Here is a 13,029-nt window from a genome sequence, read left to right as displayed (position 1 = left end):
TTATACTTTTATCAACTCATAATCCATTGTACCCAAACCTATTTTCTCGGCATGACGCAACCCGGCAAGCCAGTCTGTGTCCGGATGTATCATATGGAACTTGTCGCAGCCGCAAAGGTCATCATGCTCATGCCCTTCGGCAAGCACATTATTACCATGCAGTATAGGAGTCCGGATAACCATATCCGCACAAGCCATGTCCAACGCTACAGGGTCTGCCGATGCCAGCATGCCGAGGTCGGGGATGATAGCGGCATCATTATGATTCCAGCAATCGCACTCCGGCGACACATTCATAATAAAACTGATATGGAAATGCGGCTTATCCTTCAACACCGCAACGGAATATTCCGCAATCTTGTAATTCAGGCGCTCGGAAGTATCCCAGTCGCTCACCACCGCAGCATCGTGCTGGCACAAAGCTACACACTGCCCGCATCCCACACATTTATCATAATCTATCTCCGCTTTGCGCACAGCATTCAAGTGCACGGCATCATGGGCACAGTGCTTCACGCAAATATTACATCCGATGCAATTCTCCGTATTGATTTTGGGCTGCGACGATGCATGCAACTCCAGCTTACCGCCTACGCTGGCACAACCCATACCGAGATTTTTCAAAGCGCCGCCGAATCCCGCCTGCTCATGCCCCTTAAAATGGTTCATGCTGATAATGACATCCGCATCGGCGATAGCAGTGCCAATCTTGGGCGCCGGGCAATACTCACCGTCTATGGGTATCTCCCTGTAATCCGTACCTTTCAGACCGTCGGCAATAATCACCTGGCATTGGGCGGATATAGGATTAAAACCATTCTCCATAGCACTCTGCAAATGGTCTACCGCATTGGAGCGGCGGCCTGAGTACAAAGTGTTGCAGTCCGTCAAAAACGGCTTGGCGCCGAAGCTGCGTAGCAAGTTCGCCATACGCGCGGCATAATTGGGGCGGATATACGCCAAGTTGCCCGGTTCGCCGAAATGTATCTTGATAGCCGTAAAGCTGTCTTGCAGAGGAAGCTGCCCGATACCCGCCCGTTTAAGCAGCCGTTCCATTTTATCCAGAAGATTGGAAGTAGGAGAGGTGCGCAAGTCCGAAAAATACACTTTTGCTTTTTCCATATATATACCTATTAATAGTGATTATTTCTGCAAAATTAGCAGATAAAATTAAATAATAGTAGGTATATGGCAGAAAAAAGAGAGATAATCCGATAAAATCGGGCGTAATGAAAACACGATTATCAACTTTTGTTTGAAGTTATGAAGATAATTTATCAATTTTCCTTTGGAAATACAAAAATAATTACCAACTTTACCCACTGAATCTTCCGCAGCCCGATAAGCAACGGTAGAAAAGCACAATAACATGCTATCTGTATGCAAACAAACAGCTATCGCCGTGTTACATGACATTCTCTCGGATGATGCCCGACAACCGGCAAAATACCTTTTCCCAATAGGAGAGAGGCACGTATCGTACCGTCCGCTACCGGGCATATACCGGCAACCTACAAACCGCCGTACATCATAATGAACATAAATACACGAACCATGAAACGGGGAGCGGTCTGTTGCGGGCTGCTTTTCATCCTGCTTTCCTACGGTTATGCAGGGCAACGGACGGAAGCGGACATCTCCGCCAAGCCATTCATGCTCTATTTCCGTTTCGACAAGGCAGTAGTGGATAACGGATACATGGATAATAGCCGGACACTGCAACATATGGCAGAAATACTTACCGACTGCCGGCTGTGCGGACGAATAGATTCCATAAACATCCTCTCTTTCGCCTCTCCCGACGGCGACCGTAGCTATAACGAACGGCTCACGCACCGGCGCTCGGCGGCAGTGAAAGGCTATTTGGTATGGAAATACCCACACCTCAACCAGTACCGCATCCATTCCCGCCCGCAAGGAGAGAACTGGAAAGAACTGCGCCGGCTGATTGCCGCCGACGAACACCTGCCCAACCGGGAAGAAGTACTGCAAATACTCGACCGCCACAAAGACACCGAGCGCTGCAAGACACTATTGAAGAAGCTGAACGGAGGCATCCCTTACAGCTATATCCACAACCGGATGTTACGCTACCTGCGCAATGCCGCCATATGTATGGTATGGATAAGACCTGACAGCATGCCCGCACTTCCCTGTGCAACATACCTCACCCCGGACAGCCTGCCAGCAGACAAGGCGGCAAAGCTATCCCGGCAACAGCAGCTTCACGAATCTGAATCTGCCGGAGAATACAAAACCGAAAATGAATACAGCACGCCGTACACGCAAGAGACACCGCATCCGCAGAAAGCACCATACACGCAGCAAACATCGTATTTACAAAAGACACCGTACACACAAGAAACATCGCACCTGCAAGAAACATCACACTTGCAGCAAACATCGTATTTACAAAAGACACCGTACACACAAGAAACATCACACCAGCAAGAAACATCATCTCAGCAAAAGACACCGTACTTACAAAAGACGACGTACCAACAGCAAACATCGCGTCCTCAGAAAGCACCGGAAACCTCCTTCCACCGCCGTCCGCTGTTTGCCCTAAAAACCAACGTGCTGTTCGATGCCGCGCTGATGCCCAACATAGAGATAGAAGTACCGATAGGCAAACGCTGGTCGGTGAACGGAGAATACATGTTCCCGTGGTGGTTGCTGAAAAGCGACCGATACTGCCTTGAAATCCTTTCGGGAGGGCTGGAAGGAAGATACTGGCTGGGCAGCACCCGGAGCCGGGAACACCGCGAAGCACTGACCGGACATTTCGTAGGACTGTATGCCGGAGGCGGTGAGTACGACCTCCAATGGAAAGAGAACGGCTACCAGGGCGAATTCTTCATTGCGGCAGGTCTTAGCTACGGTTGGGCAACCCGCATCGCCCGTAACCTCCACCTGGAATTCAATATCGGGATAGGTCTGTTGCGTACCAACTACCGGCACTACCACGCCCAAGACAACTACCGTACCCTGATGTGGCAGGAAAACGGAAACTACACCTGGTTCGGCCCCACAAAAGCCAAAATCTCACTGGTATGGTTGCTGAACCGCAAGGTGAAGAAAGGAGGCGCGGAATGAAATGTGGAATGAACTGCGGAACACTATCGGCGAACAACGGACAAACCCTACCGGTATTCATCCGGATACGGAAGTGGATGCTCCTGTGCCTGCTGCCCCTCCTTGCAAGTTGCGAGCGCCGCGAGCTCACCTATTATAATACAGCGGAAATCACCCTGACCGTCGATTGGAGTCAGTCCGGGTTGGACAATGCCGAAGAAGCAGCACACGGCGCTACCGCCATATTCTACCCGATAGACGGCGGCGAGCCCCAAACCTTCCTGTTGGGCAACTACTCGCAGGAAACCGTGCGGTTGCAACAAGGAGTTTACAACATAATCGTCTTCAACCGCTCCTTTACAGATTTCAGCAATATCGCTTTCCGGGGCGGTGACAAATACGAAACACTGGAAGCATACAATAAAAAGACGGAAACACGGATAGCGGGAAAGAAAGGCGTACGTACCGTTATCGCACCTCCCGAAAAGCTGGCGGCAGCAACGGTGGCGGACTTTGCCGTGACACAAGACATGCTCGGTAACTACACCCGGACAACCACCGGCAAGGCGGCATACCCCACTACGGCAAACGATGAAAGCCATGCCCTGCACCTCATTCCGCAGAAACGGACGTCCGAAGTAGTAACGTTAATCCGCGTGGAAGGGCTGAACAATATCCGTTCCGCCGTATGCCGGCTGGACGGCATATCAGAATCCGTGTTCCTTGCTACGGGCGAAGTGTCGGCACAAGGCATATCGCAAGAGTTCGCACTTACCAATCCGGTGTTCGACGAAAACTCATCCCGCAACGGAACACTTACAGGCACGTTCAACGTGTTCGGCATAAACTTCTCCCAAAACCACCAACTACACCTGGAAGCACAGTTGGTAGACGGCGAAACCGTCTTTACGGGCGATTACGACAACGTGCAAGTAACGGAGAAAGACAACGGCGAAGGCGTTGTTACTATCTATGTGGAAGCGGCAACCGACAAGATACCCGATGTAGAACCCGACAGCAAATCCGGTTCCGGATTCGATGTAGACGTAGACGGCTGGGGAGACGAAGTAAATACCGATGTACCGCTGTAATGACTTTACCGGCGGCAATAAACAATGAAGATTAGAATAACAGATTAATTAGAAACGAAGGAACTGATTAAAGACGAAGGAGTTGATTAAAAACAAAGGAGCTAATTAAAAACGAAAAAGCTAATTAAAGACGAAAGAGTTGATTAAAACAAAGAAGCCGATTAAAAACAAAAAAGCTGACTAAAGACAAAGAAGCTAATTAAAAACAAAGAAACCAATTACAAATAAAGAGATTAATAAAAAAATAAACCGTAATTTAAAAATTAGAAAAATGAAAACTATCAATGTTACAACGGTATTGCTTGTTGCCTTATTGATGATAAGCTGCTCGGAGAATGAAGTAACGGAAGTCAGTCCGGATGCACATCCGCAAATGACGTTCGGAGTGTACACCGGAACCTCCACCCGCGGAGTAGACACGGACAACACCAGTATATTGGACAGCCCGGATGCCTCCGATAAATACGGCGGCTTCGGCATTATGGGATACTTTACCGGAAACCAGAAGTGGGAAGACGCCAAAGCAAGCACCGCCCCCGGCTTCATGCACAACCAGAAGGTAGCATGGGACAGCAGCGAGAGCGCATGGACATACAGCCCTACCAAATACTGGCCTAACAACAAGAACGACAAAATTTCCTTCTTTGCCTACGCACCATATGAAAGCGCATGGCAAACAGGAACGAAAGCAGGCGTAATAGTATGCGATGCCACAGCGAAAGGCATCCCATATATAACCTTTAAGCTCAAAGAAGGAGACAACCTCCCCAAAATGGTAGACCTCGTGGTTGCCGATAAGACCGACCAACAGTACACAGCCGAAAACGGCGGCAAAGTAAGCTTCCAGTTCAACCACACACTTGCCCGCGTCTCCTTTAAGGCAAAACTGGGCGACGGCGAGTTTACCGGCATGGACGGAGACGAAAGTTTCGTCTACATCACCGAGATGTGGATTGTAGGAAGCAATCATGGCACAACGTCGGCAGACGGCAATATGTCACTGCTCAACACCGCAGCTCCCAGCAACAGCGACTCCAAGTTCTATACTACCGCCACGTGGAAGGAACTGCATTGGAACTACGACGATGCCATTATCCCCGAAAAAGATTTCAGCCTGAAATCCATGCTGAAAACAACAGACGGCAGCATCACGGAATCGAATCCTACCGACGGACATAGTAAGACCATTACAGGAGTAAAAATCACCGAGGACTCGCAAACCAATCCGGTTTCCCTATTCCCCGACAAGCAACATCTCTACCTGATTCCCGTAGGTGACACGAACGTCAGTCCGGATAGCGGAAGCGGCTGTGACGAAGGAGACATCCAAATAGGTTTCCACTACGACATCGTGAGCAAAGACAAGACAAACAGCGGCCAGTACATTGCCAGCCATGCCGAATCCGTAATCAAGCTTCCCGCCGGACACTTGAAACGCCAAAAGACATACCAATACACGCTTACTATCAACCTGCACGCCATAACCATTGACCAAGCTAAGGTAAATACATGGGGTACTGAAGTAACGGAATCTCCGGTAGAATAATCCCGCCCGTTTTCCTGCAAAGAAACGGATATAACGAAAGGCCGGACGAGGTTGAATGTTCCTTTTCCGGTCACCAACAAAAGAAATACAGACGTACGATACATACGGAACGAGATGTATAAACAGAAGAAAGCGAAAAGCGTAAACGAAGAAGATATAAGTATAAACAGAAGAAGATGTGAGGCATAAACAGGAAAAAATGTAAAGCATAAACAAAAGAAGATGCAAGCATAAACAGAAAAAGGTGTAAACGTAAGCAAAAAAAGATGTGAGCATGAATAGAAGATACAAACATAAGCAAAAGAAGATGCGAGATATAAACGGAAGAAAGTGTAAAGCGTAAACAAAAGGAGATGCAAGCATAAACAGAAGAAGGTGCAAGCGTAAGAAAAAGAAGCTACAAACATGAGCAGAAGAAAATACAAACGTAAACGGAAAAAGATACAACCCCTAAGCAATAGAAAGCGAAAAGCATAAACGAAAGGAAACAAGAAGCATGAACGGAAAAACAAGAAATATCGGAATAAGAAAGCTGCGCAGTTGGCTGCTTGCAGTACCTTTGCTGCTGGGAGCTTGTTCCGGAGAGGACGTTACGGACGGTTTGCCGCAAGGTAACACCCCCATAGACTTCGACAGCAGCATGCCGGAAACCAAAGCCGTAGCAGGATATGCCGCCGTTGCCGACCCGACGGACATCGGCGTATTTGCCTACCTCACACGCGGAAATTTCAACGAAAGCACCGCAACGCCTAATTGTATGTACAACCAACTCGTTAGCAAGCAGGCAGACGGCAGTTGGTCTTATACCCCCGTCAAATACTGGCCTAACAGTCAGGTAACGGAACGAATCAGCTTCTTTGCATACGCCCCCTATACCGGCGCAACAAGCGGCAACCTCTCTTTCCAAGACAAAGAAACGGCAAGCGGATTCCCGGTATTGAGCTATACCGTGCCCCAGGCAGAAAGCCAGCAGATAGACTTGCTCGCAGCGCCTCCGGTGATGAACCGGAATAGCGGTAATATCAGCTTCACGCTCTACCATACTCTCACCAAAATCAATATTTACATAAAAAGCAAGGACGATACCACCGGAAAATCAGTAACCGCATTCTCCATTACAGGAATGAAAAGCGGCATGCTGACCTACTGCACCGCCACCACCAGCAACGTTAAAGGCTGGCAGTGGAGCTATCCGCAGTCCGGCGAGCTGGCAACCTTTACCGCCACTGCAACGAATTTCCCCGTACCCGATACTGCTGCGGAAGAAAAGAAACTGCTTGCCACCTTCTTCCTGCTTCCCAACACAACGGGCTGTGAGTTCAACATCACTTACCAATACACGGAGAAAGATAAGAACAACAATACGACCGTCCAAAGCATCGAAATGGAACATCAGGCTTTTCCCTCCACCGATAACTGGCTTCCGGGAACTCCGGTAGGCTACACTATCGGCATTGCAAGAAAAGCCATTTCGATAACGCCGGAAGATAGCGCCGTATCGTGGGAAGACGATGCTACTACCGAAATTGTAACTGGAACAGAAGGCTGAACGAAGGGTTGAACAGAAAGTTGAACGAGAAGTTGAGCAGAAGGCTAAACTGAAAGTTGAACGGAAGCCTGAACGTAAAGCTGAACGGAAACCAAAACAGAAAGTTAAACAAAAGGTTGAACAGAAGGTTGAACGTAAAATAGAACGGAAACCTAAGCAGAAGGTTAAACAAAAAACTGAACAGAAAACCGGCTGCCCCGGCAGATAAATAGAAACTTCCCAAAGAAGCACCGATATTGAAACAAGAAACTATTAAAAGGTATATGAAATCATTCACCGCCATAATCTTTTGGAGCATCCTATTGGCTTGCAACGCATGTACCGACGACAACGATACAGACACCGGCAAAGGTACGGACTACCCCGACGGTATGCCCCTTACCGTGCGCGTCACGACTACCGACTTCGAGGCTCCGTCCGGCTCCGGACAACCTACTACACGCGCTTCGGCAGCAGATAAACACCTTCATCCCGAATTTGCCGATAATGACAAGATTGGCATCTTCGCCGTGAAAGACGGAGCGATACTGAACGACATCGACAACATACCGCTCGTATATAAGGCAGCGGACAACAGTTGGAACCCGGTAGAGGGTGGCAAAACCCTCTATTGGTACAGCGGAGTAAACTACATTACCTACTATCCGTACAAAGAAAATATTGCGATAGACCCCTCGCTAAGCACGGACGAAATCGTTGCCTCGCTGACGAAGAACGACAAACTACAGCCGGCAAAAGACCAGTCCGCAGTGAAAGAGTACGCCGCCAGCGACCTGATGATTGCTACCGGTACACCGGACACCTCCAATCCTTCCCAAGTAGTATTGAACTTGCAGTTCAAGCACCAGTTTACCCTATTGGTAGTGCATCCGCAGACGTACATAGGCTGCTATGCGCCCAAAGATGCAGGCTTCGTGTATCACCAGGAATCCAGAATCCTGGATACGGACTCACTGGCAGGGAGCGTAAGCCTGAACGGTGTTACCCCTTACCAAGTAGATTCCATGAGATACTGCGCCATTGTCCTGCCGCAAGAAAACGCAAAGATTTCCGGTAACTATACAACCACTCACGGCGTAAGCAATGAGCAGAAAAAGATAAATTACTCCGGCAGTTCCACCGCTTTTGCCTCCGGCAAATGCTATACGCTGAAAGTAATCAGCCCCATACCCGGCAAAGGGAGCACGGAGCGCAAACTCTATCCCGGCGATTTCGTATTTCAGAATGAAATCGATAAACGGATAGAAGTACATCCCGGAAACAGTTCGTTGGACGAAAACGGGAAAATATACGACTATCAGAATGCAATAGGAATGGTTATTACCTGCTCTCCCGACAGAATGACGGATTCGGAATGCAACGCAGAAGGTTGGAACCATGCCTATGTAATGGGATTGGAAAATGTAGGAACCGCATTGTGGGGAGATGACAATCAAATAGCAGAAGATATTCCTTTAATGACAGCAAGCGATAAAATCGAGGACAACATGAACGGTTTTTCTGAAACACGACAGCTCTTATTGGGCAAAGCCGGTACTTCCAGTTCCTATGTTTCTACTACGGTAGCAAACTACCGGAATAAGAAAGCAGTACCTGAAGGAATCAAACGTAGTCCGTGGTTCCTTCCGAGCATCGGGCAATGGTTCGATATGCTGGCGAATATCGGGGGAAAATCTCCCAGAGATTTCCGGAACAATACCGCTTTCGGCCTAAATGACACAGTTTGGGGACAAGAAACGTTGGATAGACTGAAAGAACATTTATCGAAAGTAGATAGTTCGATACCAGCATCCAACAAATCTTTCAGACTTGGTTTCAGTTGCAGCTCCCAATACAATGCAACAAAACACTGGATGCTGCTTTGGCACATCGACGACCCCGACCAACCTACTTGGAGTAGGGTATGCTTACAAGGGTACAACAAAACTACAGCTTGGAACATACGCTTGTTTTTCGCATTCTAATCGTCAGGAAAGAAATGGCATAAAGGCCCGTTTCCATGCCCTATACGGAAGTCTTTACCATGCACGATAGCCTTACTTATATAGGCTTTAGCCCGGCGAACGGCTTTTTCGAACCCGTAATGATTGGCGGTAATGTTGCTAATGGCAGCGTTACCGATAGTAATATTATCGAAAACAGTGTTATTAATAGTAACATCATTACTGATAGTAACATTTCCGTCAACGGCATCACTAATAGCATCATTACCGATAGTAACACTATCAGCAGTAACGGTATTAATAGCAGCATCACCGATAGCAACATTTCCGGCAGCAACAATATCAATAGCAACAAAAGTAGCGATAGCCGAAGAAAGCGTACATCCCGTTCCGTGCAAATTACGGCTTTCCACTTTTTGCTGCCCGAACAAGCTGATGTTACCGTTATCGTACAGCACATCGCACATTTCATCCCCGGACAAATGACCGCCTTTTACCAATACGGCACAGTGATAACGGCTTGCCAAAGAGCAGGCAGCTTGTTTCATCCCCTCCACATCCGTTATAGAATGCGACAAAAGCAGGGAAGCTTCGCTTAGATTGGGAGTTATCAGGGAACAAAGCGGAAAAAGTTCCTCCCGGATAATGCGTACCGTATTTTCCGTCATTAACCGACGCCCGCTGGTAGATACCATAACGGGGTCGTAAACGATAAAGCCGGGGCGGTACTTTTGCATACACTCCGCAATGGCGTGCGCAATGGCGGCATCGTACACCATACCTATCTTGACAGCAATGGGCTGCAAATCGTCCATTACAGCCTCTATCTGGGCACGGACAACATCTGCCGGAACGGGGTAGACCGCCTGAACTCCCATTGTGTTTTGCGCGGTAACGGCAGTAATCACGGAAGCTGCATAACCTTTCAGCGCGGAAATCGTTTTGATGTCTGCTTGTATGCCTGCACCGCCGGAACAGTCGGAACCGGCAATAGTGAGAATGATAGGAGGGGTAAACATGCTGGTAATCGGGATTAAAGATTAATATATTGCAAGATTAAAGATTGATAAATCACAGGATTGAAAACTGATATATCACGAAATTAAAGATTACTGTATCACGGAACTAAATATCTATAAGTCACTATATCTAAAGATTAATACATCCCAGGATTAAACACTGATAAATCAAAGAGCGGAAACAGAGCGTAGCAAAGCCTTGAAGTGACCGATAAAGTCCGTTCCTTTCCGTTGCCATACATCGCCCAACAGAGCTACGCCGCCGAACCCCAAACTGCCTACCTCCGGCAAGCGGTCTGCCGTGATACCCCCCAACGCTATTACTTTGGCATCGATGATACCCGCTTGTCGGGCTTCCCGCAAACAGTCGGGGGTAAAGGCAGAAGCATATCCCTCTTTAGAAATACTATCGTATATGGGGCTAAGGAAAACATAATCGCATACCCTTTTATATTCCGCCACTTCTTCCAGCGAGTGGCACGAACGGCTGATATGCCCGGTAAATCCTGCCGGAGCTACCGGGTTGCGTCCATTCAGATGTACCCCCTTTAACTTCCAAGAAGACACCAGTTGGAAATGCTCGTGAACGACGATACGCCCCAAGTATTCCGCCGGGAGCCGGCGTAGCAAATTCTCCATTTCCGCATAAGACGCACCGGGCTTACGAAGGTGAAGATTTTCGAGCCCGGCATCGAACAAGGAAGCGATTGCATCGGCTTCTCCTTCGAAGAAATCCGGCATGGTAATCGTTATCAGTTTCATACAACTTAGAGTTAGTAATGTTATCTATCAGCTTAGGAGTTATTGAATGATATAACTATTAATGTTATAGCTATTAAAGCTATAACCGTTGAATACCCTCTACAAAGAAAGAATGAACGATTGCATACTCCTCAAATCGACCGTCCATAATTTCCCTGCCAGCACCTCTCCGTATCCACAAATGAGCTTTAGTACTTCATTCGCTTCCACACTGCCCACAATGGCGGGGGTAATGCCGATAACAGCATTGTCGGGAGCGGGCATCTGCAATGCGGCGGTTTCGTCGGGCAGCAAATCCCTGTATGTCTTAGGCTGTTCGCCGTAGCAGAACACGGACACTTGCCCCTCGAATCCCTGGATAGCCCCATATACATAAGGCTTGTTCAGCAGGTTGCAACAGTCGCTAATAAGATAGCGGGTAGCGAAGTTGTCGCATCCGTCCACAACGATGTCGTATCCGGCAATCAGGCTGTGCACATTCTCCCGATTGAGGCGGAAAGGGTAGGTGCGTACCTCTACCTCGCTGTTCAAAGCCTGCAACCTCCGGGCGGCGCAATGTACCTTTGCCCGACCCACTTCGCTCTCCGTGTACAATACTTGGCGTTGCAGATTACTGATGCTTACCGTATCATCGTCTACCAAACCTATCGTGCCTACGCCCGCACCGGCAAGATAGAGGGCGATAGGAGAGCCCAGCCCGCCTACGCCCACTATCAGCACCTTTGCCTTATGCAGTTTTTCTTGCCCGTCTTTTCCTATTTCGGGAAGGGAAATTTGCCTACTGTATCGAACCATGATTAAGAAATATAAAGTATAGGGTTTAAAGTATAGGATAAAACATTAGGATAAAACATAGGATGATAAAGAAGGGATTAAACCCGTTTCAAGTCGAAACTGGCATCCCAATCTTTCCATACCGGCTCGCGCCCCATGCTCTTTAAAGCCTTGTCTACCTCCACCGCCTTACGTTCGTCGCTGACGTGAAACTGCTCCAAAGTCTGCGGATAGCTGTAATAGCCGCCCGGTTCCGTCTTGCTTTCCGCGCTCATGGTGGTAACGCCCAGGGTAGCCATGTGGTCGCGTATAAAAGCCGGCTCGCGGGTGGAGTAGGATATATCCACATCGTGGTCGAATATCCTCATGGCAAACGTTACCTGCGCCAATTCGCGGTCGCTCATAATGACGTTGGGCTGGAAACCGCCGTTCTCCGAGGGACGCATACGCGGAAAGTTAACGCTGTACTTCGTTTTCCAATAGTGCTTTTGGAGATAGCGCAGGTGGTATGCCATCATGCAGATGTCCGTGCGCCACTCTTTTTCCAGCCCGATAAGCACCCCCATGCCGATAGAGTGCACGCCTGCCTGCCCCATGCGGTCGAAGCCGTTGACGCGCCACTCGAACTTGGACTTCATGCCGCGCGGGTGGTAAATGTTGTAGTTCGCCTTATGGTAGGTTTCCTGAAAACAGATAACCCCGTTCATACCGTGCTTTTTCAGCTCGGCATATTCTTCTGCCTTCAGCGGCATCACCTCGATTTTCAGGTTGCTGAAATAAGGTTTTGCCAGGTCGAGCGCACGGGCTATGTACGGCACGCCTGCTTTGGCAGGGTTCTCGCCCGTAACCAGCAGCAGATTTTCGAAAGGTGCGAGTTTCTTGATAGCCTTGTACTCATTTACGATTTCCTCCTCCGTCAATATGGTACGGGGCATAGGATTGCTGATGTGGAAACCGCAGTACACGCACGAATTGGTGCAGGAGTTCGTAATATACAAGGGTACGAACATGGAAATCGTTTTCCCGAAACGTTCTTCCGTGTACTTCTTGCTCAAACGCGCCATTGTTTCCAAGTAGGGAACGGCGGCAGGCGATATGAGCGCCATGAAGTCCTCCACATCGCAATGCTCTTTGGAAAGGGCGCGGCGCACGTCCGCATCAGTTTTGGAGTCGATGCGGCGGGTCGTCTCTTTCCAGGATATTTTTTCTAATTCGTCTGAAAACATATTATTCTATGATAAGATTGATTCGACAATAAAATGATGAAATA

General features: G+C 48.5%; 10 protein-coding genes. 5 read left to right on the top strand and 5 right to left on the bottom strand.

Annotation, left to right across the window (positions count from 1 at the left end; all coding sequences use genetic code 11):
• On the bottom strand, positions 1-1,122 hold the full coding sequence (locus C233_RS0106245; protein ID WP_018666732.1) for a DUF362 domain-containing protein: 1,122 nt from the start codon (positions 1,120-1,122) through the stop codon (positions 1-3).
• A 432-nt stretch (positions 1,123-1,554) separates the two neighbouring features.
• Here C233_RS0106245 and C233_RS24765 point away from each other — a divergent pair, with 432 nt between their 5' ends.
• From C233_RS24765 to C233_RS0106210, 5 genes are all read left to right on the top strand, one after another.
• On the top strand, positions 1,555-3,096 hold the full coding sequence (locus C233_RS24765) for a DUF3575 domain-containing protein (protein ID WP_241217473.1): 1,542 nt from the start codon (positions 1,555-1,557) through the stop codon (positions 3,094-3,096).
• Positions 3,093-4,166: a DUF5119 domain-containing protein gene (locus C233_RS0106235; protein ID WP_018666730.1), complete on the top strand. Its 1,074-nt coding sequence runs from the start codon at positions 3,093-3,095 to the stop codon at positions 4,164-4,166. The genes C233_RS24765 and C233_RS0106235 overlap by 4 nt, the downstream gene beginning before the upstream one ends.
• A gap of 271 nt (positions 4,167-4,437) precedes the next feature.
• Positions 4,438-5,712, top strand: coding sequence for a fimbrillin family protein (locus C233_RS0106230; RefSeq protein ID WP_018666729.1), 1,275 nt, complete (start codon positions 4,438-4,440; stop codon positions 5,710-5,712).
• 496 nt (positions 5,713-6,208) lie between these two features.
• A complete protein-coding gene (locus tag C233_RS22370) occupies positions 6,209-7,261 on the top strand; it encodes a fimbrillin family protein (protein WP_018666728.1) in 1,053 nt (350 codons plus the stop codon).
• Between the two features lie 263 nt (positions 7,262-7,524).
• Positions 7,525-9,225 carry a fimbrillin family protein gene (locus C233_RS0106210; RefSeq protein ID WP_018666726.1) on the top strand — a complete coding sequence of 567 codons (1,701 nt, stop codon included), beginning with the start codon at positions 7,525-7,527 and terminating at the stop codon, positions 9,223-9,225.
• Here C233_RS0106210 and thiD read toward each other — a convergent pair.
• The 4 genes from thiD to thiH all read right to left on the bottom strand — a co-directional run bounded on the left by thiD (position 9,222) and on the right by thiH (position 12,985).
• On the bottom strand, positions 9,222-10,223 hold the full coding sequence (thiD, locus tag C233_RS22365) for a bifunctional hydroxymethylpyrimidine kinase/phosphomethylpyrimidine kinase (protein WP_018666725.1): 1,002 nt from the start codon (positions 10,221-10,223) through the stop codon (positions 9,222-9,224). The genes C233_RS0106210 and thiD overlap by 4 nt on opposite strands.
• A gap of 168 nt (positions 10,224-10,391) precedes the next feature.
• The gene (locus tag C233_RS0106200) at positions 10,392-10,985 is read right to left on the bottom strand and encodes a thiamine phosphate synthase (protein WP_018666724.1); all 594 of its coding nucleotides are present in this window, start codon (positions 10,983-10,985) and stop codon (positions 10,392-10,394) included.
• Between the two features lie 99 nt (positions 10,986-11,084).
• On the bottom strand, positions 11,085-11,780 hold the full coding sequence (locus C233_RS0106195; protein WP_018666723.1) for a HesA/MoeB/ThiF family protein: 696 nt from the start codon (positions 11,778-11,780) through the stop codon (positions 11,085-11,087).
• Positions 11,781-11,857: 77 nt separating this feature from the next.
• Positions 11,858-12,985, bottom strand: coding sequence for a 2-iminoacetate synthase ThiH (gene thiH, locus C233_RS0106190; RefSeq protein ID WP_018666722.1), 1,128 nt, complete (start codon positions 12,983-12,985; stop codon positions 11,858-11,860).
• Positions 12,986-13,029 lie beyond the last annotated feature (44 nt).

The organism is Bacteroides gallinarum DSM 18171 = JCM 13658 (genome assembly GCF_000374365.1).
In the GTDB taxonomy this organism is placed as follows: Bacteria; Bacteroidota; Bacteroidia; order Bacteroidales; family Bacteroidaceae; genus Bacteroides; species Bacteroides gallinarum.
This window is presented reverse-complemented; position numbering and strand designations above follow the sequence as displayed.

Coding starts and splice junctions, on each gene's coding strand:
- C233_RS0106245 (WP_018666732.1), bottom strand. CDS start 1,122: ATGGAAAAAGCAAAAGTGTATTTTTCGGACTTGCGCACCTCTCCTACT.
- C233_RS24765 (WP_241217473.1), top strand. CDS start 1,555: ATGAAACGGGGAGCGGTCTGTTGCGGGCTGCTTTTCATCCTGCTTTCC.
- C233_RS0106235 (WP_018666730.1), top strand. CDS start 3,093: ATGAAATGTGGAATGAACTGCGGAACACTATCGGCGAACAACGGACAA.
- C233_RS0106230 (WP_018666729.1), top strand. CDS start 4,438: ATGAAAACTATCAATGTTACAACGGTATTGCTTGTTGCCTTATTGATG.
- C233_RS22370 (WP_018666728.1), top strand. CDS start 6,209: ATGAACGGAAAAACAAGAAATATCGGAATAAGAAAGCTGCGCAGTTGG.
- C233_RS0106210 (WP_018666726.1), top strand. CDS start 7,525: ATGAAATCATTCACCGCCATAATCTTTTGGAGCATCCTATTGGCTTGC.
- thiD (WP_018666725.1), bottom strand. CDS start 10,223: ATGTTTACCCCTCCTATCATTCTCACTATTGCCGGTTCCGACTGTTCC.
- C233_RS0106200 (WP_018666724.1), bottom strand. CDS start 10,985: ATGAAACTGATAACGATTACCATGCCGGATTTCTTCGAAGGAGAAGCC.
- C233_RS0106195 (WP_018666723.1), bottom strand. CDS start 11,780: ATGGTTCGATACAGTAGGCAAATTTCCCTTCCCGAAATAGGAAAAGAC.
- thiH (WP_018666722.1), bottom strand. CDS start 12,985: ATGTTTTCAGACGAATTAGAAAAAATATCCTGGAAAGAGACGACCCGC.